This is a genomic window from Actinoplanes sp. NPDC051494, from assembly GCF_044454705.1.
GTDB lineage: Bacteria > Actinomycetota > Actinomycetes > Mycobacteriales > Micromonosporaceae > Actinoplanes.
Map to the genome: position 1 here is coordinate 135,586 of NZ_JBITDZ010000007.1, position 20,509 is coordinate 156,094.

At 70.5% G+C, this 20,509-nt stretch carries 16 protein-coding genes; 8 read left to right on the forward strand and 8 right to left on the reverse strand.

Features of this window, described 5'->3' with window-relative positions; translation table 11 throughout:
* The first annotated feature begins 26 nt into the window (after positions 1-26).
* A complete protein-coding gene (gene zwf / locus ACIA6A_RS24155) occupies positions 27-1,520 on the forward strand; it encodes a glucose-6-phosphate dehydrogenase (RefSeq protein WP_396100098.1) in 1,494 nt (497 codons plus the stop codon).
* Between the two features lie 3 nt (positions 1,521-1,523).
* Here the strand turns inward: zwf and ACIA6A_RS24160 are convergent, their stop codons facing one another.
* Positions 1,524-1,997, reverse strand: a complete 474-nt coding sequence (locus ACIA6A_RS24160; RefSeq protein WP_396100099.1) for a peroxiredoxin — start codon at positions 1,995-1,997, stop codon at positions 1,524-1,526.
* Positions 1,998-2,124: 127 nt separating this feature from the next.
* Between ACIA6A_RS24160 and ACIA6A_RS24165 the strand changes: the two genes are divergently transcribed.
* The 3 genes from ACIA6A_RS24165 (at position 2,125) to ACIA6A_RS24175 (ending at position 3,736) form a co-directional block, all read left to right on the forward strand.
* Entirely contained in the window at positions 2,125-2,457 is a 333-nt protein-coding gene (locus ACIA6A_RS24165; RefSeq protein ID WP_396100100.1) for an STAS domain-containing protein, read from the forward strand.
* Positions 2,458-2,528: 71 nt separating this feature from the next.
* Complete coding sequence (locus ACIA6A_RS24170) at positions 2,529-3,425, forward strand: serine hydrolase domain-containing protein (protein WP_396100101.1); 897 nt, start codon at positions 2,529-2,531, stop codon at positions 3,423-3,425.
* Positions 3,426-3,478: 53 nt separating this feature from the next.
* Positions 3,479-3,736, forward strand: a complete 258-nt coding sequence (locus ACIA6A_RS24175; RefSeq protein WP_396100102.1) for a hypothetical protein — start codon at positions 3,479-3,481, stop codon at positions 3,734-3,736.
* A 119-nt stretch (positions 3,737-3,855) separates the two neighbouring features.
* On the opposite strand, the gene ACIA6A_RS24180 is transcribed toward ACIA6A_RS24175, so the two are convergent.
* The gene (locus ACIA6A_RS24180) at positions 3,856-4,896 is read right to left on the reverse strand and encodes an ROK family protein (protein ID WP_396100103.1); all 1,041 of its coding nucleotides are present in this window, start codon (positions 4,894-4,896) and stop codon (positions 3,856-3,858) included.
* 115 nt (positions 4,897-5,011) lie between these two features.
* Between ACIA6A_RS24180 and ACIA6A_RS24185 the strand changes: the two genes are divergently transcribed.
* Genes ACIA6A_RS24185 through ACIA6A_RS24200 form a run of 4 tightly spaced genes read left to right on the forward strand, consistent with a single transcriptional unit; the run spans position 5,012 to position 11,211 of the window.
* Positions 5,012-6,532 (forward strand): DUF1800 domain-containing protein, encoded by a 1,521-nt coding sequence (locus ACIA6A_RS24185; protein ID WP_396100104.1) that lies wholly within the window; start codon positions 5,012-5,014, stop codon positions 6,530-6,532.
* A gap of 5 nt (positions 6,533-6,537) precedes the next feature.
* Positions 6,538-7,803 carry a DUF1501 domain-containing protein gene (locus ACIA6A_RS24190; RefSeq protein ID WP_396100105.1) on the forward strand — a complete coding sequence of 422 codons (1,266 nt, stop codon included), beginning with the start codon at positions 6,538-6,540 and terminating at the stop codon, positions 7,801-7,803.
* 58 nt (positions 7,804-7,861) lie between these two features.
* The gene (locus tag ACIA6A_RS24195) at positions 7,862-9,721 is read left to right on the forward strand and encodes a hypothetical protein (RefSeq protein ID WP_396100106.1); all 1,860 of its coding nucleotides are present in this window, start codon (positions 7,862-7,864) and stop codon (positions 9,719-9,721) included.
* On the forward strand, positions 9,718-11,211 hold the full coding sequence (locus ACIA6A_RS24200; RefSeq protein WP_396100107.1) for a hypothetical protein: 1,494 nt from the start codon (positions 9,718-9,720) through the stop codon (positions 11,209-11,211). The genes ACIA6A_RS24195 and ACIA6A_RS24200 overlap by 4 nt, the downstream gene beginning before the upstream one ends.
* A gap of 36 nt (positions 11,212-11,247) precedes the next feature.
* Here ACIA6A_RS24200 and ACIA6A_RS24205 read toward each other — a convergent pair whose 3' ends face one another.
* The 6 genes from ACIA6A_RS24205 to ACIA6A_RS24230 all read right to left on the reverse strand — a co-directional run bounded on the left by ACIA6A_RS24205 (position 11,248) and on the right by ACIA6A_RS24230 (position 19,567).
* Complete coding sequence (locus ACIA6A_RS24205; protein ID WP_396100108.1) at positions 11,248-13,518, reverse strand: hypothetical protein; 2,271 nt, start codon at positions 13,516-13,518, stop codon at positions 11,248-11,250.
* Positions 13,519-13,836: 318 nt separating this feature from the next.
* The gene (gene mmsB, locus ACIA6A_RS24210) at positions 13,837-15,087 is read right to left on the reverse strand and encodes a multiple monosaccharide ABC transporter permease (RefSeq protein WP_396100109.1); all 1,251 of its coding nucleotides are present in this window, start codon (positions 15,085-15,087) and stop codon (positions 13,837-13,839) included.
* Positions 15,084-16,604 (reverse strand): multiple monosaccharide ABC transporter ATP-binding protein, encoded by a 1,521-nt coding sequence (mmsA, locus tag ACIA6A_RS24215; RefSeq protein WP_396100357.1) that lies wholly within the window; start codon positions 16,602-16,604, stop codon positions 15,084-15,086. The genes mmsB and mmsA overlap by 4 nt, the downstream gene beginning before the upstream one ends.
* A gap of 23 nt (positions 16,605-16,627) precedes the next feature.
* Positions 16,628-17,755 carry a multiple monosaccharide ABC transporter substrate-binding protein gene (chvE, locus tag ACIA6A_RS24220; protein WP_396100110.1) on the reverse strand — a complete coding sequence of 376 codons (1,128 nt, stop codon included), beginning with the start codon at positions 17,753-17,755 and terminating at the stop codon, positions 16,628-16,630.
* A gap of 130 nt (positions 17,756-17,885) precedes the next feature.
* A complete protein-coding gene (araA, locus tag ACIA6A_RS24225; protein ID WP_396100111.1) occupies positions 17,886-19,370 on the reverse strand; it encodes an L-arabinose isomerase in 1,485 nt (494 codons plus the stop codon).
* The gene (locus ACIA6A_RS24230) at positions 19,367-19,567 is read right to left on the reverse strand and encodes a hypothetical protein (protein WP_396100112.1); all 201 of its coding nucleotides are present in this window, start codon (positions 19,565-19,567) and stop codon (positions 19,367-19,369) included. The genes araA and ACIA6A_RS24230 overlap by 4 nt, the downstream gene beginning before the upstream one ends.
* Positions 19,568-20,509: the final 942 nt, after the last annotated feature.

Sequence of the window (20,509 nt, forward strand, 5' to 3'; positions counted from 1 at the left end):
GTACGCGGTGGAGGAAGAACCTGACGATGGACACCATTCCGCAGCTCGCGCAGGACCGTAACGCCCCACCGGCCACGCTGGTGATCTTCGGCGCGTCCGGCGACCTGACCCGCCGCAAGCTCCTGCCGGCCGTCGAGAGCCTGGCCCGCCACAACCGGCTCCCCGCCGAATTCGCCCTGGTCGGCGTCGCCAGAACCCCGATGGAGGACCACCAGTTCGCCGAGAGCTCCCTCGGCAACCGGAGCCTCGCGGACAAACCCCAGCTCCAGGGCGGCATCAGGTACGTATCGGGCGGTTACGACGACCCGGCCACCTACAAGCGCCTGGCCGAGACGCTGGACGAGCTCGACGCCACCCGGGGCACCTCGGGCAACCGGATCTTCTACCTCTCCACCCCCGCCGAGGCGTTCGAGCCGGTGATCAACGGCCTCGCCGGCGCCGGGCTCAACCACTCCCGCGAGGGCTCGTTCTCCCGGCTGGTGATCGAGAAGCCCTACGGCAACGACCTGCGCACCGCCCGCGAGCTCGACGGCATCGTGCACGCCGCGTTCGAGGAGCCCCAGGTCTTCCGGATCGACCACTACCTGGGCAAGGACACCGTCCAGAACGTGCTCGCGCTGCGCTTCGCCAACGCGATCTTCCAGCCCATCTGGAACCGCTCCTGGGTCGACCACGTCCAGATCACCGTCGCCGAGACGCTCGGCGTCGGCACCCGCGGCGGGTTCTACGAGCACGCCGGCGCGATGCGCGACATCGTGCAGAACCACGTGCTGCAGGTCCTGGCGCTCGCCCTCATGGAGCCGCCCGCCTCGTTCGACGCCGAAGGGCTGCGCAACGAGAAGGTCAAACTGCTCCAGGCGATCCGGCTGCCCACCGACCGCGACATCGCCGACCTCGCGGTGCGCGGTCAGTACACCCGCGGCGGCACCCGCGAGGACCTGATGGCCGGCTACCGCGAGGAGGTCGGCGTCGACCCGCTGTCGCGTACCGAGACGTACGCGGCCATGCGGCTCAACGTCGACAACTGGCGCTGGGCGGGCGTGCCCTTCTACGTCCGCACCGGCAAGCGGCTGCCGCACCGGGTCACCGAGGTCGCCCTGCAGTTCCAGCGGCCGCCGCACCTGCCGATCCCGACCAACCAGCTCACCGAGCTGGACGCGGACGCCCTGATCCTGCGGATCCAGCCCAACGAGGGCATCTCGCTGCGCTTCGGGGCCAAGGTGCCGGGCCACTCGTTCCGGGTGCGCACGGCCAGCATGGACTTCTCGTACGAGCAGACGTTCCGCGAGGAGTCGCCGGAGGCCTACGAGCGCTTGCTGCTCGACGCCCTGCTCGGCGACCCCACGCTGTTCATCCGCACCGACGAGGTCGAGCAGTGCTGGCGCATCGTCGACCCGATCATCGAGCACTGGGCGAACGACCAGTCCCCGATCCCGACGTACGAAGCGGCCTCCTGGGGCCCCACCGACGCCGACCGCCTCATCGGCCGCAGCAGCCGTAAGTGGCGTAACGAGCTGTAGTGGCTAGGACCCCGACCGCGCCTTGGTGACCGCTTCCAGGGCGCGGTCGGCGTGCTGGTTCATGTCCATCTCGCTGTGGATCACGTCGATGATCCGGCCGTCGGTGCCGATCGCGAACGTCATCCGCTTCGTGCTCAACGGACCCAGCGGAAGCCGGCGCTTCACGCCGTACGCCGCGGCGACCGTGCTGTCCGGATCGGACAGCAACGGATAGTCGAAGCCGTTCACGTCGGCGAACTGCTTCTGCTTGGCGACCGTGTCGCGGCTGATGCCGACCCGCTGCACGCCGGCGTCGGCGAACTCGGTGGCGAGGTCCCGGAAGTTGCAGGCCTCGGCGGTGCAGCCGCTGCTGAGCGCGGCCGGATAGAAGAAGAGGACCACGGGGCCCGAGGCGAGCAGCTCACTGAGCCGCCGCGGGTTGCCGTCCTGGTCGGGCAGGTCGAACTCGGGCGCTTGATCGCCCTTACCGATGCTCACGGAGTCAACCCTACGCGTCCGAATTCGCCCGCGAGTGTTCCCTCGCCTAGGGTAGGGATACCACCGGGTTACACCATCGTCACCCACGGCTGACCCCTGCCCACCCCTGCGAGAAAGCGACACCCCCATGCAGGTCTCGGTCGCACACCATCCCCCGAACACCGCCGTCCTCACCCTGCGCGGCTCCCTGGACATCGACACCGCCCCGGCACTCAAGGCCAACCTGGGCCGCCTCGTCGAGAAGTCCACCCCGCACATCGTGGTCGACCTCTCCGGCCTCGACTTCTGCGACTCCATGGGCGTGGGCGTCCTGGTCACCGCCCACGGCCGGGCCATGGAGAAAGGTGGCTGGGTCCGCCTCGCCGCCCCGTCCGGCTTCCTGCGCCGCCTGCTCGACACGCTCGGCCTGACCAGTTACCTCTCCCTGCACCCCGACGTGGAGACCGCCCTCAAGGAGTGACCACCGGCGTCCGGGCTGGAGCAGACCCTTGGCGCGATGCTCCAGTTCGGACCGGCGATATCCTGTTCGGCGTGAGTGACGATCTTCTGCAAGCGTTCATCGCCGCCGATCGCGAGCGGGAGCTGGAGACGTACGGCATCCATGTGCACCGGGAGGGCCACGAGCCGGTGACGCACCGGTTCCGGGCCGACGACCGGGTCAACCTGTACTCCGTGTCGAAGACGTTCACCTCGGTGGCGATGGGCCTGGCCGAGGCCGAGGGGCACCTGAGCCTCGACGACCGGCTGCTGGACCACCTGCCCGAGCTGCGGCCGATCGCCGCCGACGGGTTCGGTGACGTCACCCTGCGGCAGCTGCTGACGATGACCAGCGGCACCAGCCACAAGTGGTTCGCCCACGAACGGATCGACGCCGCCGACCTGTTGCACGAGATCGTGGCCGCGCCGCTGGTCGCCGGGCAGGGCTTCGCGTACACCGGCTCCGGCCCGTACGCGCTCGGCCGGGTGCTGGCCCGGGTCACCGGGGCCGACCTGCGCGCGTACCTGATGCCCCGGCTCTTCCGCCCGCTGGACCTGCACAACCCGGCGTGGCACACCTGCCCGCTGGGTTTCCCATTCGCGGAGAGCGACCTGTTCCTGCGCACCGGCGAGCTGGCCCGGTTCGGGCGGTTGCTGCTGCAGGACGGCGAGTGGGAGGGCCGGCAGATCGTCCCGGCGGACTACGTGCGGCGGATGGCCGCGGAGGCGGTCAGCACCGGGGACAACGGTCACGGCGGACAGTTCACCCGCGGGTACGGCCTCGGCGTCTGGCTGGACCGGGACGACACCTACCGGATGGACGGCAAGTACGGCCAGTACGTCGTCATCAGCCCGGACCGGCGCGCGGTCGTGACGGTGACCGCCCACTCCGAGCGCGACGACGAGCTGCTCGACGCCGTGCACGAGCTCGTGCTGACGCGCCTTCAGTAAACCCACAGCTCAGGCCCAGGCCGGTCCCGGTCCGGTCTCGTAGCCTGGAGCGCGTGATCAAGAGATTCGTGTTGTCCATGGTGGCCTCGAAACTCGAGCGCAAGCTGCGCCACGGCCACAACCCGGTAGCCGCGCACATGCTGCGCGAGGTCAACCGCCGACTGGGCCGGCCCGCCCATTACGGCCATTTCCCGCCGCAATACGGTCATTACCCACCGCAGTACGGGCACGGGCCCGGCCGCCATCACGGCCATTACCGCCACCACGGGCACTACCGGCAGCACCACGGCCACTACCGCCGGCGCTGGTAAAAATTCTCGTAGGCGGCGGGCAACCTTTTCGCCGGAGGGGCACACCTAGGGTCAAGGTCCGGCCGGTCGGTCTCAGTGGAGCAGGTCGGTCGGGCCACCCCCATCCGCCCAGCGGCCGGTCAGGCCGGGACGGTGTCCAGGGCGGCTACCGCGGCTCCGCGGGCGCCGGCCATGTCGAGGTCGGGGACGAGGGCGAAGGTGGCCGCTTCCTGCTGTTCGCGGCGGAGCTGGGTGTTCTCGCGGACCGTGTTGAGGAACCATTGGCGAAAGCGCGGGTCGGCCTCCACCACTCCCCCGCCCAGAAAATATGCCGCCGGGTCGGTGAAGTTGGCGGCGATGGTGAACAGTTTGCCGATGGCCCGGGCCTGCTGACCGAAGACCGCGAGGGCGAGCGGGTCCTGCTTCTCGCCGTATCCGCGCAGCAGTTTCGCCGCCCGGGCGATCGGCTCGGCCGCCAGCGGGTGGTCCGGGAAGCGGGTCAGCCAGTACGGCAGCAGGTTGTTGGCGATGCCGGTCAGTGACGCGATGCTCTCCACGTCGCCCTCGAAGCCGCAGTTGCAGACCGGGACCGGCTGGTCCTCCTTGAGGACGCCGTGCAGGGGGATCTGGACGTGGCCGAGCTCGCCGGCCATGCCCGCGGTGCCGCTGACGACCTTGCCGCCCTCGACCACGCCGCCGCCGAGGCCGGTGCCGACGATCGCCGCGACCGAGGATTTTTCCGTCGCCGTGGGGCCGAAATGCCGGTGGTGCGCGTACAACGCGGCCGCGTTCGCGTCGTTGGCGTAGACGACGGGCAGGCCGATGCGGTCCTCGAGGGCGCCGCGGATGTCGAAGCCGTGCCAGGAGACCTGGGAGAAGTTGGTCGAGCCCTTGGAGGAGATGACGCCGGTGGAGCTGGCCGGGCCGGGGGTGTCGAGGCCGACCGCGCGCACCAGGCTCAGCGGGGTGCTGGTCAGCTCGAGGATGGCGGTGAACGCGTCCGCGAGGGACTCGATCGCCGACTCGGGGCCGTCCTGGACCCGGCTGGGGTTCTCCACCAGCCGGTCGACCAGGAACTGGCCGGTGGCGTCCAGCACGGTCGCGTTGTTGCAGGTGCCGCCGTTGTCGAGACCTACCACGACCCAGGACGCGGGGGTCCGTACCGCATCGATGTGATCCACGGTTTCGAGCGTACGTCCGCGCGGGCCGCGAAGCGACGGGTGCGAGCGGATTGCACGTGGTGAGCATCGGGTTGCGGGACCGCGGCGACCCTCGCCACGCGCCGATGGGCTGGGCATGCAGACGACTCGACGTGCCTTGCTCGCCGGTGCCGCCGCCGTAGCCGTGACCGCCACCGGGGTCCTCGACGCCGCCCCCGCCCTCGCGGCGCCCGCGCCCACGCCGGCCGATCTGCTCTCGAACGACCCGATCGCGCACCTGCTGCGCCGGGCGACGTTCGGCCCGACCCCCGCCGCGCTCGCCGAGGCCACCCGGCTCGGCGCCGAGGGCTGGCTCGACCGCCAGCTCGCCCCCGCCACGATCGCCGACGGCGACCTGGACGCGCTGCTCACCCGCCTGCCGCTGGCCGGTGCCGACATCGCGACCGTACGGGCGAAGCTCCCGGTCCACTCCTACGACGCGTTCGGCCAGCTCGGCCGGGCCGCGGTGGCCCGGGCGATCTGGAGCAACCGGCAGCTGTTCGAGACGACGGTCGGGTTCTGGGCGAACCACCTGCACATCGCCGCCCCGTCGAGCGGCGTCTGGGACAGCCGGTCCGACTACGACACGACGGTGCTGCGCGCGCACGCGTTCGGGCGCTTCGCCGACATGCTGAAGGCGTCCGCGCGGCACCCGGCGATGCTCACGTACCTGGACAACCGGTCGTCGGCGAAGAACCTGCCGAACGAGAACTACGCGCGTGAGCTGATGGAGCTGCACACCGTCGGGATGATCTACTCCGAGGCGGACGTGAAGGCGGCCGCGAAGCTGCTCACCGGTCTCACCGTCGGCACCACCGGCACCTACACGTACACCGCGGCACGGCACGCCACGGGAGCGGTCAAAATCCTCGGTTTCGCGCACCCGAACGCGACCGCCGAGGGTGGTGAGGCCGCCGCCCTGGCGTTCCTCGACTACCTGGCCACCCACCCGGCGACCGCCGAGCGGATCGCCACCGACCTGTGCGTGCGCTTCGTCGCCGACGAGGCGCCGGCGACGCTGGTGGCCAGGCTCGCCACGGTCTACCTCGACCACGGTACGGCCATCGCGCCCGTGCTCCGCGCCCTGTTCACGTCGCCGGAGTTCGCCGCCTCGGTGGGCCACAAGGTGCGCACACCGTTCGAGGATCTCGCCGCCACCGTCCGTACCCTCGGCCTGGGTCCGGAGAAGTCCGGCGTGGCCGGCCTCGACGCGCTCTACAACGTCCTGGTCGGCGCCGGGAACGCGCCGTTCCGCTGGAGCCCGCCGAACGGCTTCCCGGACGTGGCCGCCGCCTGGGCGTCGCCGTCGGCGTTCCTCATCCGCTGCAACAGCCACCTGAACCTCGCGGCCGGCTGGTACCCCAAGCAGCTCACCCGCCCCGCCGATCTGCTGCGGTCCCTGGTGCCCGTGCTGCCCGCCACGTACGGCGCGCTGGCCGACGCGCTGGCCGTGCGGCTGACCGGTCAGAAACTCCCGGCCGCGCACACCGCCGCCGTGCTCAGTGTCGCGGGCAAGCTGCCGACCAGTCCTTTGACCAGCTCCGACAAGTCCCTCGCGGGGCACGCGCCGTACCTGGTCGCCCTGGTCCTCGACTCGCCGACCTTCCAGCTGAGGTGACATCCGTGCAGACCTGTTGCGAAGAGAACACCCGTCTCACCCGTCGTGGCGTGCTGGTCCGGGGTGCGGCCGCCGGCGGTGCCGCGGCGCTGACCGGGCTGGCCGGCCAGGGCCTGTCCACCCGCCTGGCGTTCGCCGCCGGCACCTACACCGGCGACACCGTGGTGGTGCTGTCGCTGCGCGGCGGTTTCGACGGCCTGTCCGCGATCGCCCCGATCGGCGACACCGACTACTACAAGGCCCGGCCGAGCATCGCGCTGCCGAAAAGTCAGGCCATCGCCGGCAACACCATGTTCGGCCTGCACCCGGCGCTCGCGCCGCTGCTGCCGCTGTGGAAGAACGGCAGCCTGGCCGCGGTGCACGCGGTCGGCCAGGCCAACCGGACCCGCTCGCACTTCGCCGCGATGGAGGAGATGGAACGGGCCGCCGCGGGTACGTCGCTGCGCAGCGGCTGGCTCGACCGGATGCTCGCCATGACCGGCGCGACCGGGCCGCTCGCCGGGGTCTCGCTGGGCAGCGCCATGCCCGCCCGGCTGTTCGGCGGGCCGACGGCCGACGTCTCCATGGCCTCGGTCGACGGCTTCACGCTGGCCGGGGAGAACGCCAAACGCCCGATGGCAGCGTCGCTGCGCGCCATGTACGCCTCCGCACCCGGCCTGCTCGCCGCGCCCGCCCTCGCCGCGGACGCCGCCCTCACCGCCACCACATCGGTACGGGGTACGGCGTACACGCCGGCCAACGGTGCCGCGTACCCGAAAACGCCCTTGGGGGACGCCCTGCGCGACGTCGCCCGCCTGATCACGTCGAAGTCGGGCCTGGTCGCGGCCGCCGTCGACTCCGGCGACTGGGACATGCACGAGGGCCTGGGCACCGCGGTCAAGGGCCAGCGCATGTACGACAACCTGTACGACGTGTCCCTGGCCCTCGCGGCGTTCACGGCCGACCTCGGCCCGGCCGGCATGGCCGGCGTCACCCTCGTCACGGTCAGCGAGTTCGGCCGCCGTGTCGCCGAGAACGCCTCCCGGGGCGCCGACCACGGCCACGGCAACGCCATGCTCCTGCTCGGCGGCGGCATCCGCGGCGGCACCGTGTACGCCGACTGGCCCACCCTGGCCCCCGCGGCGCTCGCCGACGGTGATCTCGCGGCGACCACGGACTACCGCTCGGTGATCGCCGAGATCCTGCAGAAGCGCTGCGGCATCGGCTCGGTGAACGACGTCTTCCCGGGCATCACCGCGTCGTCGTTCGGACTCGCCACCGCGCGGGGGTGATTCGGCACCACGCGGTCACGTACTAGGCAGCGCCCGCCCCGGTGACCACACTGGAGCGATGGGGGAACAGCCTCGTGCTGTCGTACGCGAAGACCTTGATCAGTTACTGAAGGCCCGGATGCTCTGGCCGCCCGCCGACGACCAGCTCGTCACGCTGTTGCGCGGACCGGCCGGCAGCGGCAAGACCACGCTGCTCGCCGATCTCGAGGAGGCCGGCGGGCAGCTCCACCTGACCCGGGCCGACCTCGGCGCCGGCGCCCCGGACGCCGGGCACCCGCCGCCGGTGAGCCCGGTCGGCGCACTGCTGGCGACGCTCGTCCTCGGGCTGATGACCCGGCGGCACCGGGTGCTGCGGCTCAGCTTCCCGCGCTGCGTGCTGGGCCTGCTCGCGATCCAGATCGACCCGGGCCCGCCGCACGACGCCACCCGGCGCGACATCCAGCGGCTGCTCACCGACCAGAAACGGCTGCGGCTGCCGCAGGACGTCCACGACCTGGCGGTCAAGGTGGCCGACGCCGCCATGGCCGGGACCACCGGCACCGCCGCCCCCGGCATGGGCGAGGTGCTGGTGTCGGCGCTGACCGCCGGCCTCGCCCGCCGGCGGACCGCCGGGGAACGCTGGTGGACCCAGGTCCGCGGCACCACGGCCGTGGACACCCTGCTGGAGCTGAACACCTGGATCCGCGACGAGCACGGCACCGACCGCTGGGAACGCTCGCACCGCTGGCTGATCGAAGCGTTCCTGGCCGACCTGCGCGCGTCGTTCCCGGCGCCCCGCCCGGCCCGCCCCGGGGTCCGGGAACGCGACTTCCGGGCCGTCGTCCTGCTCGACAACGCCGAGCGGGGCGCCGGTCCCGACCTGCTGCGCCTGCTCTGCCTGATCCGTACGGACGCCCCTCCGGTGACGGTGATAGCCACGACCGGCCGGCGCCTGGACCCGTTCAAGGACGACGATCCCGCCTCCGCCCGGGAGCGGTGCGACGCGCGGGTGCTGAGCCGCCTGACCCGGACCGAGACGCACGAGCTGGCCGAGCTGCACGGCCACGGCGGCGGGCCGGCCGGCCCGCTGCACGAGTTCACCCACGGGCATCCCGGCGGGCTCGACTGGCTGCTCACCGACCCCGACCGGCTGCGGCACCTGCGCACCGCCTGGCCGCCCACGCTCCCCCTGCTCGCGCGCCTGCTGCCGGACCTCGTCCCGGGCCGGCAGACCGGCACCGCCCGGGAACGCCCCGCGGACACCAACGCCCTGCGCCGGCTGGTCCGGGCCGCCGCCGCGGAGCAGCTGACCAGCACGATCGAGCGACGGGCCACGATGAGCGCCCAGCTCGAGACGCTCCACCCGGACCTGCACACCCGGCTGGTCGGCAACCTCTGGGCCGACGACCGGCCCGGCACCGAGGAGGCCCGCCTCGACCCGTTCCTGCGGCGCCTGCTGCTGGTGCGGCTCGCCGAGGACCCCCGGGCCTGGGACCAGGCGCACCGCAACCTGGAGACCTACTTCGCGGCGGCCGACCCCGACGATGCCCGGTCGCTCTACCACGCGCTCGCCCGCAACCGGATCAAGGAGGTCGCCGGCGACCTCGGCAGCCGCCTGGACGCCGACGACGCGACGACCTGGCTGGCCCGGTTCGACGCGACGGCCGGGGCGCCCAACGCGCATCTGGGCCCGGAGGCCGTACCCGTCGATGCCCTGGTCCTGCGGTTCTGCGGGGTGATGCCACCGGGCCTGCCCTACGAACTCACCCGGCTCCTGACCGGCGAATGGCTGCGCCGTGATCCGCTGCGCGCCGACACCGGGCCGCTCACCGAGTACGCGAGCTTCCGGCACGAGGACGTGGCCCGGCTGCTGCCCCCGAAACACGCGGTCCTGTCCGATCTGCTGCTGGCCCGGGCGATGAGATTGAGGTCACGGTGAGCGACAAACGATTCCCGGTACGCCAGCAGCACTGGTGGCGGGCGCGCTGGGTCCGCCCGGCCTCGGCCGCCACCCTCGTCGTCGTGGCGGCGATCGTCGTGGCCGGCTACGTCATCCGGGACAACGGCCGGTGCGCCGACCACATCGCCCGTACCGGCGACGGCGAGTGCGTCGGCGTCTCCGACGGCGGCTTCCGGTTCACGTTCGACGACGACGAGGACACCCCCGGCCTCGACGAGGTGCAGCAACTGATCGCCAAGGCCAACGCGGACGTGGGCGACGCACCGTGGCGGGGCATCGCCTACGTCATGCCGATGCCGTGGAACGGGCAGCGCGTCCTCGGCGCGAGCGACGTCGTGCACCAGCTCTACGGGGCGTACGCGGCGCAGGCGCAGGCCAACGACGCCGACAACGGCCAGGGCACCCCGAAGATCAAACTGTTCGTCGCCAACGTCGGGCACGCCGGCGCGTCCTGGGAGACCGTCGCCACGGACCTGCTGGAACGCCGCGACCAGGACCGGATCACCGCGGTGGCCGGCATCGGCGCCAGCCTCGAGACCACCAAACGGTTCGCCGGGCGGCTGTCCGCGGCCGGCCTGCCGATGGTCGGCTCGACGATCACCGCCGACGACCTCAACGGCAAACAGTTCCCGCACCTGTACCGGGTCGGGCCCAACAACCTCGACGAGGTCAAGGTGCTGCTCGCCTACATGGCGGAGCAGCGCACCTCCCCGGCCGCGCCCTACCTCGCGGTGGCCGACGACCCGGAGGACGCATACGTCCGCCAGCTCGAGACCGCGTTCCAGACGGTCGTGGCGTCCGGAGCCACGGTGCGCCCGTTCACCCCCAACACGCTCGGCTGGACCGAGGCGGTCGACTCCATAGCGCGCGAGGTCTGCCGCCGCCCCGGCAAGGTCACCGTCTACTTCGCGGCCCGCAGCGCCGAGGTCCGCACGTTCCTCATCAAGGTGGCCGCCGCCTGCACCGAGAAGGACAAAATCACCGTCCTGACCGGCGACGACGCCACCGACCTCATCGACAGTACGGACCAGGCGCTGCTGGACGCCCTGAAGGACCAGGAGTTCGCGCTGTTCATGACCGGGCTGGCCCACCCGGACGAATGGGGCGCCGAGCCCACCACCGGCCTGACCCAGCTCCAGAGATGGATCACCGAGCGCACCGGCGGCATCGATTACCGCGACGGCAGCGCCATGATGGCCTTCGACGCGGTCTCGGTCACCGTCCGGGCCATCAGATCCCTGGCCGCCGACGCCGGCGACCGGAGCATGAACACCATGATCAACGGCTTCAACCAGATCACCGAGGGCGACGTCCATTGCGGAGCATCCGGCCCGATCGCCTTCCACACCGAGGCGGACAGCCGCGGCGACACGGTCAACAAGGCCATCCCGATCATCACCCTGGCCGCCGACGCCTCAGCCACCTTCAAACAACGGCGCTACCCCGACGGTACGGGCGGCAGCTGCTGAGCCCCGCCCCCCACCTTCCCGCCGCGCCGGCTGTCGTCAATCCTGGCGGAACTCGCTGCGGCGGCGGAGCTGCAACCGCCAGTGCCGGGCCGCGGTGAGATCCCCGGCGTCCTCCTCCACCCGGGCCAGCCCCAGCAGGGCCGCCATCGCCACGTCGGCATGCCCGGTCCCCAGCGCCCGGTGATACCAGTACCGGGCCAGGTCCCACTCCCGCATCTGATGATCCATGTGCCCGAGCGCCTGCATCGCCGGCGGCGCACTCTCCGGATGATCGGTGTCCACGGTCCGCCGCCACCACCGCCGGGCCTCCTCGCTGTCACCCTCGTCCAGCGCCAGACTGCCCAGCAGGAGCATCACGGGAGCAAGCGCGGGATCCCCGGTATCGGCCAGCTGCGCACACCACCGCCGGCTCTCGGCGACCTCACCCCGGTCGTAAGCGCTCAGCGCCACCCGCAATCGCGCGGGCCCGTCCAACGTCCGGCAGGCATACCGCCACACCGCGTCACAGATCCCCTCGCCCGCCGCGAGTGCCAGCAACGGGTGGGGCCGCAGATGCCCACCAGGCACCTCCTCCACCAGCCGGGGCCGGGTCTCCTTCGCCCACGCGAGAGCCCGGGCGAACCCAGGTCCGTTGGCCCGGGAATCCCCCGCTCCCCGCCCACCGACCAGCCGCCGGGCCGCACCCGGCCAGCGCCCGACCACACCCTCCGGCTCGGTCCAGCCCTTCCGCCCGGCCAGGCTCTCCCGCTCAGCCCAATCCTCCCGCTCAGCCCATCCCGCACGCTCAGGCCGGCTCTCCCGCTCAGCCCAATCCTCCCGCTCAGCCCGGCCCTCCCGATCAGCCTGGCCCGCACGCTCAGCCCGGCTCTCCCGCTCAGCCCGGCTCCGCCACCATGCTGAGCCCTCGCGCCGGGCAGGATCATCCGGGCGGAGGCGACCACTCTGACCGACGGGACCGCTGCCACCAGGATTCGCGGCATCGGCACGTCCCGGCCAACCGTCCCTTTCGGACTCGGACAGCCAGCCTTTATGCCAGGAAGAACCTGCTTCGGGGTTTTTGTGCGTCGGAGCCTCAGCGCTGTCCGCGGCGAGGTCCCCCGCCCCGGCCTCACTGACCCCGGCCTCACTGACCCCGGCCTCACTGACCCCGGCCTCACTGACCCCGGCCTCACTGACCCCGGCCTCACTGACCCCGAGCTGATTGGCCCCGATCTCCCCAGCCTTGATATCCCCCCACTCGGTCCCCATGGAGGCAGTCTCCCGGGCAGCAGTCTCCCGGGCGGCAGCTTCCCGGGCGGCAGCTTCCCGGGCGGCAGCTTCCTGGGCGGTGACCGACCGGGCCGCATCCGGCTGGGTCGCATCCGACCGGGCCGCATCCGACCGGGCCGCATCCGACCGGGCCGCATCCGACCGGGCCGCATCCGACCGGGCCGCATCCGACCGGGCCGCATCCGACCGGGCCCCATCCGACCGGGCCGCATCCGACCGGGCCCCATCCGACCGGGCCGCATCCGACCGGGCCCCATCCGACCGGGTCGCATCCTTCCCCGCCGCATCCTCCCTGGCAGCAGCCTCCCGGGCCGTGATCTCCCGGGCGGTGGCGAGTTCCTGGTCGTAGAGGCGGCGGAGCAGGGTGCGGTCGAGGCGGCCCGGCATACCGATGCGGGACCAGCCGGTGACGATGCGGAGCAGGGTGCGGCGTTCGAGGGACTCGCGGGTGAGTGCCTGGGTGACCTGGTCCCATTCGGCGAGGCCGGCGCGGCCCCGGCGGGTGGCGCCGAGCGCGATCACCTCCGCGTACCGGGAGAAGGCGCTCACCACCTGTGCCGGGACGTGGGAGCCGGTGATGGTGCCGGTTTCGGCGGTGACGCAGACGCGGAGACCGTCCGGCAGCGTACGGAGCAGGTGGCCGTCGAACTGTTCCAGCTGGACCGGGGTGAGCGCGTCGAGCCAGAGGATGGCCTCGCCGCCGTGCCGCAGCCAGGGGGCCGCCGCCGCGATGAGCTGGTGCAGGGTGAGGGCCGGGTCGGGGACCGGCAGGAGCAGCGTGTGGCCCGGGAGGTGGCGCCGGGCGTTCTCGGCCAGGGCCCGGGTGGAGCCGGCGAGGCGTGGGCCGTGCACGACGGTGACCCGGCGGTTGTCGCGGGTCAGGGCGCGGGTGATGGCCGCGTCGCCGTCGAGGGCGCGATATCCGGCGGCGTCACGGTGACCGGCCGGGCCGGGGTGGACGCCGAGGGCGGCCAGGGGTATCTCGGTGATCGGGGCAGGGGGCAGATTCCAGGGTCGACGCCTGATCCTGAGCCGCATCCGCCACCGCCGTCCTCGATGATCACTGAGGTAACGACCCGGGACCGGTCCTGACGCGGAAGCGGAGGATATTTCCGCCCGAGATCGGCCGTGTTACCGACCGTCGTTCGATTCCGCTCAATGTACTCCAGAGACGACACAGAGCAAGCCCCGCGGAGGCCCGCACAGCGAGAGGGCGGTGGCCGCTTTCGCGGCCACCGCCCTCATCCCCTTTTCACCCACCGCACCCGGGTCACCTCTCGATGACCCCTGAGCGGGAGACGGTCCGCGCCGGCACCGTCCAGTGTCCCGATACCGGCGCGGAGATCTGTGCCGTCGTCAGCGGGAGGCACCCGCACGACGCTTGGACCAGACGTCGAGCGCCACCGCGGCGAGCAGGACGATGCCCTTGACGAGCATGACCCGCTCGCTGGGGGCACCGATTAGGCTCATGCCGTTGTTGATGACACCCATGATCAGGCCACCGGTGATGGCGCCGACGACCTTGCCGACACCGCCCTGGACCGCCGCGCCGCCGATGAAGGCCGCCGCGATGGCGTCGAGCTCGAAGCTGTTACCGGCGGTCGGGTTCGCCTGGTTGAGGCGGCCCGCGAAGACGATGCCGGCGATGGAGGCCAGCACGCCCATGTTGACGAACAGCCAGAAGACCACGCTCTTGACCTTGACGCCGGAGAGCGTCGCGGCCTGCAGGTTGCCACCGACCGCGTAGATCTGGCGACCGAAGACGGCCCGGTTGGTGAGCACCGAGTAGCCGATGACCAGCGCGGCGAGCAGCACCAGCACCCAGGGCAGGTTGCGGAAGCGGGCCAGCTGCACGATGACGGCCAGCACCACGATCGAGGCGACGACGATCTTCGCGATGAAGATGCCGAACGGCTCGACCGCCTGCAGGTACTTCTGCCGGCCGACCCGGGTGCGCCACTGGGTCCAGACGATCGCGGCGACCGCGACGAAGCCGATCACGATGCTGAACAGGTCGGCGCCGCCGAGCCCGCCGAGCCCGATGTTGCCGAGGTAGCTGCCGGTGAAGCCGTTCGTGATGGTACGGACCTCGTCGGGGAACGGGCCGATGCCGCGGTTGCCGAGGATCATCAGGGTGACGGCCCGGAACAGCAGCATGCCGGCCAGCGTGACGATGAACGCGGGGATGCCGAAGTAGGCGACCCAGTAACCCTGCCACGCGCCGATGAGGCCACCGAACACGAGCGTGATCAGCAGCGCGAGCGGCCACGGGACATCCCAGTTGACCATCATGACGGCCGCGAACGCACCGGTCGCCGCGACCACCGAGCCGACCGAGAGGTCGATGTGCCCGGCGATGATGATCAGGATCATCCCGATCGCGAGGATCAGGATGTAGGAGTTCTGGATGACGATGTTGCTGATGTTCTGCGGCGCCAGCAGGTCACCGCCGGTAAGCACGGTGAACAGCAGCACGATCAGCGCGAACGCGATGTAGATGCCGCTCTGGCGCAGATTGATGTTGAACTTCGGCGACTTGTCGCCGGGCTGTGAGGCCGAGGGGGTGCCGAGCGCGAGATCCGCGTTCGTGGGTGCCACGCTTGTCACCGCGTGACCTCCTGTCCATGGGTCGTCATCAGGGTCATCAGACCCTCCTGGGTGGCTTCGGCGCGGACCATCTCACCGGTGATCCGGCCCTCCGCCAAGGTGTAGATGCGATCGCAGAGACCGAGCAGCTCCGGAAGCTCACTGGAGATCACCAGCACGCCTTTGCCCTCGTCCGCGAGGCGGTTGATGATCGTGTAGATCTCGTACTTGGCGCCGACGTCGATACCGCGGGTGGGCTCGTCGAGGATCAGCACCTCGGGATCGGTGTAGATCCACTTCGACAGCACAACCTTCTGCTGGTTGCCGCCGGAGAGCTTCCCGACGATGCTGCCGACGCTGGGCGCCTTGATGTTCATCGACTTGCGGTAGTCGTCGGCGACCTTGAATTCCTCGTTCTCGTCGACCCAGCCGCCCTTGGCCAGCTTCTTCAAGCCGGCCGCGGAGACGTTGCGCTTGATGTCCTCGATGAGGTTCAGGCCGTACCTCTTGCGGTCCTCGGTCGCGTACGCGATGCCGTGCTTGATCGCGTCCTGGACCGTCTTGAGATGGACCTCCTTGCCGTCCCGGAAGACCTTGCCGGAGATGTCCACGCCGTAGGAACGGCCGAACACGCTCATGGCCAGCTCGGTGCGACCGGCACCCATCAGACCGGCGAGACCGACGATCTCACCACGACGGACGGAAAGATTGGCTCCGCGTACGACGGTGCGGCCGCGCTGCGTCGGGCTGTGCACGGTCCAGTCCTCGATCCGCAGCACCTCCTCGCCGACGTGCGACTCGTGCGGGGGGAACCGGTTGTCCAGGTCACGGCCCACCATGTGCGAGATGATCTTGTCCTCGCTGACGTCGCCGTTCGCGACGTCCATGGTGGTGATGGTCTTGCCGTCCCGGATGATCGTGACCCGGTCCGAGATCGCCATGACCTCGTTGAGCTTGTGCGAGATGATGACGCAGGTGATGCCCTCGTTGCGCAGCCCGCGCAACAGGTCGAGCAGGTGGTCCGAGTCCTCGTCGTTGAGCGCCGCGGTGGGCTCGTCGAGGATCAGCAGCTTCACGTTCTTCGAGACCGCCTTCGCGATCTCGACCAGCTGCTGCTTGCCCACGCCGAGGTCGAGCACCGACGTGGTCGGGTTCTCACGCAGTCCGACGCGGCGCAGGAGCTCTCCCGCCGCCGCGTTCGTCTTGTTCCAGTCGATGAGCCCGCGCGTCGCCTGCTCGTTACCGAGGAAGATGTTCTCCGCGATCGAGAGATTCGGGGCCAGCGCCAACTCCTGGTGGATGATGACGATGCCGAGTTCCTCGCTGTCACGGATGCCGGCGAACCGGCACGGCTCGCCGTCGAAGAGGATCTCTCCGTCGTACGAGCCGTGCGGGTAAACGCCCGACAACACCTTCATCAGCGTGGACTTGCCGGCGCCGTTCTCCCCACAGATCGCGAGAATCTCGCCACGGCGCACGTCCAGGTTGACGTCCTGCAGGGCCTTGACGCCGGGGAACGTCTTGGTGATGCCCTGCATCCGAAGGATGATGTCGGTTTCGGTCACTTCAGGTCAGCCTCGGTGTAGTAGCCCGAGTCGACCAGTTCCTTCTTGTAGTTCGCCTTGTCGACGATCACCGAGTCGAGCAGCTGCGCCGGGACGACCTTGACACCGTTGTTGTAGTCGGTGGTGTTGTTGGTGGTCGGCGTGCCGCCCTTGAGGATCGCGTCGGCCATCTCGACGGTGGTCTTCGCCAGCGCGCGGGTGTCCTTGTAGATCGTGCTGTACTGCTCACCAGCGATGATCGACTTGACCGAGGCAGCCTCGGCGTCCTGGCCGGTGACGATCGGGTACGCCTGCGCGGCGGTGCCGTAACCGTTGCTCTTCAGCGCGGAGAGGATACCGATCGAGAGACCGTCGTACGGCGAGAGGACGCCGTCGACCTTGGCACCACTGCGGTAGGTCGAGGTCAGCAGGTTCTCCATGCGGTCCTGCGCGACCTTCGGCTGCCAGCGCAGCGTGGCGGCCTGCTCGAACTTGGTCTGGCCGCTCTTGACGGTCAGGACCTTCTTGTCGATGTACGGCTGCAGCACGCTCATCGCGCCGTTGAAGAAGAACGTCGCGTTGTTGTCGTCGGGCGAACCGGCGAAGAGCTCGATGTTGAACGGGCCCTTGGCGGAACCCTCGGAGCCGTCCGCGTTGAGCACCTTGAGACCGGTCAGCAGCGAGGTGGCCTGCTGGACGCCGACCTTGTTGTTGTCGAACGTGGCGTAGTAGTCCACGTTCGGGCTGTTACGGATCAGCCGGTCGTACGCGATGACCGGGATCTTCGCGGCGGCGGCGTTCTCCAGCTGCGTGGTGATCGCGGTGCCGTCGATCGACGCGATGATCAGGAGCTTGGCGCCCTTGGTGATCTGGTTGTCCAGCTGCTGGGTCTGCGTCGGGATGTCGTCCTCGGCGTACTGGAGGTCGACCTTGTAGCCGAGCGCCTCGAGCTGCTCCTGGACGTTCTTGCCGTCACCGATCCACCGCTCGGAGGACCGCGTCGGCATGGTCACGCCGATGAGCGCGCCCTTGGCGTCGGTCGTGCCGCCGCCCGAGTCGACCGTCTTCTCGCTGGAACCACAGGCGGCCATGGCCGCTGCAAGCGTCGTGGCCATGGCCACGGACGCGAGCCGGGTGAACTTCATTGTCTCTCCCTAGGAACTCTAAAAAGAACCTTCGTCGATCGGGTCGCACAGGGTGAGTGAACTTTCCCGCACGACCGATCAGAAGTGAACACTTCTCGACACGGTTGTTAGCTGTACGTTACTTTTGGGGCTACCTTGCGAACTGGCGGTAATACGCTTGGTTCCAGCGAACACGGTCGGCGAAGTCATGCGTGGTGGTGTGCTCGTCGATGACGAGCAACTCGGTGTGCAGCATGGTGGCGAAGTCGCGCAGCGGCTCCACCCCCACCGCCTGGGTCAGCACCGTGTGGTGCGGGCCGCCGGCGGTCAGCCACGACTCAGCGGACGTGGACAGCGAGGGCGCCGGCTTCCACACGGCGCGGGCCACCGGGAGCTTCGGCAGCGGTTCGTCCGGGGCGGTCACCTCGATGGTGTTCGCCACCAGACGGAAACGGTCGCCCATGTCGGCGATGCCGATGACCACACCGTCGCCGGCCTTCGCGTCGAAGACCAGGCGGACGGGGTCCTCACGGCCGCCGATGCCGAGCGGGTGGATCTCCAGGGACGGCTTGGCCGCGGCGATGGTCGGGCACACCTCGAGCATGTGCGCGCCGAGGATCTTCTGCTCACCCGGACCGAAGTGGTAGGTGTAGTCCTCCATGAAGGAGGTGCCGGCACCGGTGCCCGTACCCATCGCCTTCACGGCCGCGAGCAGCGCCGAGGTCTTCCAGTCGCCCTCACCGCCGAAGCCGTAGCCGTCGGCCATCAGCCGCTGCACGGCGAGGCCGGGCAGCTGGCGCAGCCCGCCCAGGTCCTCGAAGTTCGTGGTGAAGGCGCCGAAGTCGCCCTCGGTGAGGAACTGCCGCAGCCCGGCCTCGATCCGCGCCCCGTAGCGCAGCGACTCGTGCCGGTCACCGCCCTTGGCCAGGCCCGGGGCCAGCGTGAACAGGTCGGAGTACTCCTCGACCAGCGCGTCGATCGCCTTGTCCTCGACCGCGTCGACGACCTCCACCAGGTCGTTCACGCCGTACGTGTTGACCGAGACGCCGAAGACCAGCTCGGCCTCGACCTTGTCGCCCTCGGTGACCGCGACGTTGCGCATGTTGTCGCCGAACCGGGCGAGCCGCATCCCCTGCAGGTGGGCGACACCGGCGGCGGCACGGGCCCAGCCCTCGACGCGGGCCGCGACGGCCGGGTCGGAGGCGTGCCCGGCGATCGTCTTGCGGGCGACACCGATCCGGGTCTGGATGTAACCGAACTCCCGGTCGCCGTGCGCGGCCTGGTTCAGGTTCATGAAGTCCATGTCGATGGACGACCACGGCAGCGCCTGGTTGAGCTGCGTGTGCAGGTGCAGCAACGGCTTGCGCAGCAGGTCGAGACCGGTGATCCACATCTTCGCCGGCGAGAACGTGTGCATCCAGGCGATGACGCCGACGCAGTTCTTGTCGGCACTGGCGTCGATCATCACCTGGCGGATCGCGCCGCTGTCGGTGAGAACCGGCTTACCGATGATCTCGAACGAGACCCCGGCCGCCAGCATCTGCTGGATCTCCCGGGACTGGTCGGCAACCTGCTGCAGCGTCTCCGGTCCGTAGAGATGCTGACTGCCGGTCAGGAACCAGATCTGGGGCTTCACTTAGCGGGCTCCTGTCCATAGACGTTCTGACAGCGGGCGCCCACCGGATCGAGGCGCGCCCGCTCACTCGGCGACGACGCGCCGATCTGACGGAAAACAAGGGCTGCGCGTACGGGCTCGGCGCGCGGGTCCACCGAGATGCGCGGCGCACCCGGGGTGACCCGCGGCACGCGCTCCTCGACCGGATCGGTGACCATCACGCCGCGCCTACCGCCCCGCGGCGCGCGCACTCCCCGGCCACACCGGTCCGGTCAGCGACACGACCGGCAACGGCACGCCCGCACGGCGTGCCGGCGGCGACCCGGGCCACGAGCGACCCGGACGGTGCGACGGACATGGTGAACTACCTCCGCGAAGGGGGGAACCGGCGTGTCACAGACCACACGCAGGAGCGGCGTGGCTTGAGTGTGAGCGCTAACAAAAGGCGTGTCAACGGTTCGCCAGCAACAACCTGGCAATCTCAACGAAATGACCGGGCTCACAACCCTGATGGCCCAGCTCACACCCCCTCCGTGGCCCGCGCCACACCCCCGCATCCAGGCCCTTGCCATATCCCCCCAAGCCCACCACAAAGTGCGCGCTCGCACCCCCTGACCAGCAAACCCCACCCAAAAACATCCCCACCCACCCAGACCCCCACAGACGCTAAGGCCCGGTCCCAGACAGCCCTGGCAGCCAGGCAGGCAGGGAGGGCAGGCCGGGCGGACAGGCCGGGCCGGTAGGCCGGGCGGGCAGGGAGGGCGGGCAGGTAGGCCAGCCGGGCAGGCCGGGCAGGGCAGGCCGGGCAGGCCGGGCAGGCCGGGCAGGCCGGGCAGGCCGGGCGGGGCAGGCCGGGCGGGGCAGGCCGGGCGGGGCAGGCCGGGCGGGGCAGGCCGGGCGAGCAGGCAGGCCGGGCGGGCGGGCTGGCGGTCAAGGCGGGATGGGGTGGGCCGGCAGGAGCGGGCGGGCCCGGGCGTGGGCCGAGCCGACAGTTGCGGCGACCCGGTCAGGCGCTTCTCAGGCGATCACGGCCTTGACCTCGGGTCCACCCACGCCGGTCGAGGCCCGACCGAGACGGCCCGCAGGCTGATGACGGCTCGGACCCCGCGCCGGTGGAGGCATGACCACGACATGGTCGATCCGCAACCAGAGTCGCACTT

Excerpts from the sequence above, each read along its gene's own strand:
- ACIA6A_RS24205 (WP_396100108.1), bottom strand. The coding sequence starts at position 13,518 with ATGCGGCTCAGGATCAGGCGTCGACCCTGGAATCTGCCCCCTGCCCCG.
- chvE (WP_396100110.1), bottom strand. The coding sequence starts at position 17,755 with ATGAAGTTCACCCGGCTCGCGTCCGTGGCCATGGCCACGACGCTTGCA.
- ACIA6A_RS24230 (WP_396100112.1), bottom strand. The coding sequence starts at position 19,567 with ATGGTCACCGATCCGGTCGAGGAGCGCGTGCCGCGGGTCACCCCGGGT.
- zwf (WP_396100098.1), top strand. The coding sequence starts at position 27 with ATGGACACCATTCCGCAGCTCGCGCAGGACCGTAACGCCCCACCGGCC.
- mmsA (WP_396100357.1), bottom strand. The coding sequence starts at position 16,604 with ATGCAGGGCATCACCAAGACGTTCCCCGGCGTCAAGGCCCTGCAGGAC.
- ACIA6A_RS24165 (WP_396100100.1), top strand. The coding sequence starts at position 2,125 with ATGCAGGTCTCGGTCGCACACCATCCCCCGAACACCGCCGTCCTCACC.
- ACIA6A_RS24185 (WP_396100104.1), top strand. The coding sequence starts at position 5,012 with ATGCAGACGACTCGACGTGCCTTGCTCGCCGGTGCCGCCGCCGTAGCC.
- ACIA6A_RS24195 (WP_396100106.1), top strand. The coding sequence starts at position 7,862 with ATGGGGGAACAGCCTCGTGCTGTCGTACGCGAAGACCTTGATCAGTTA.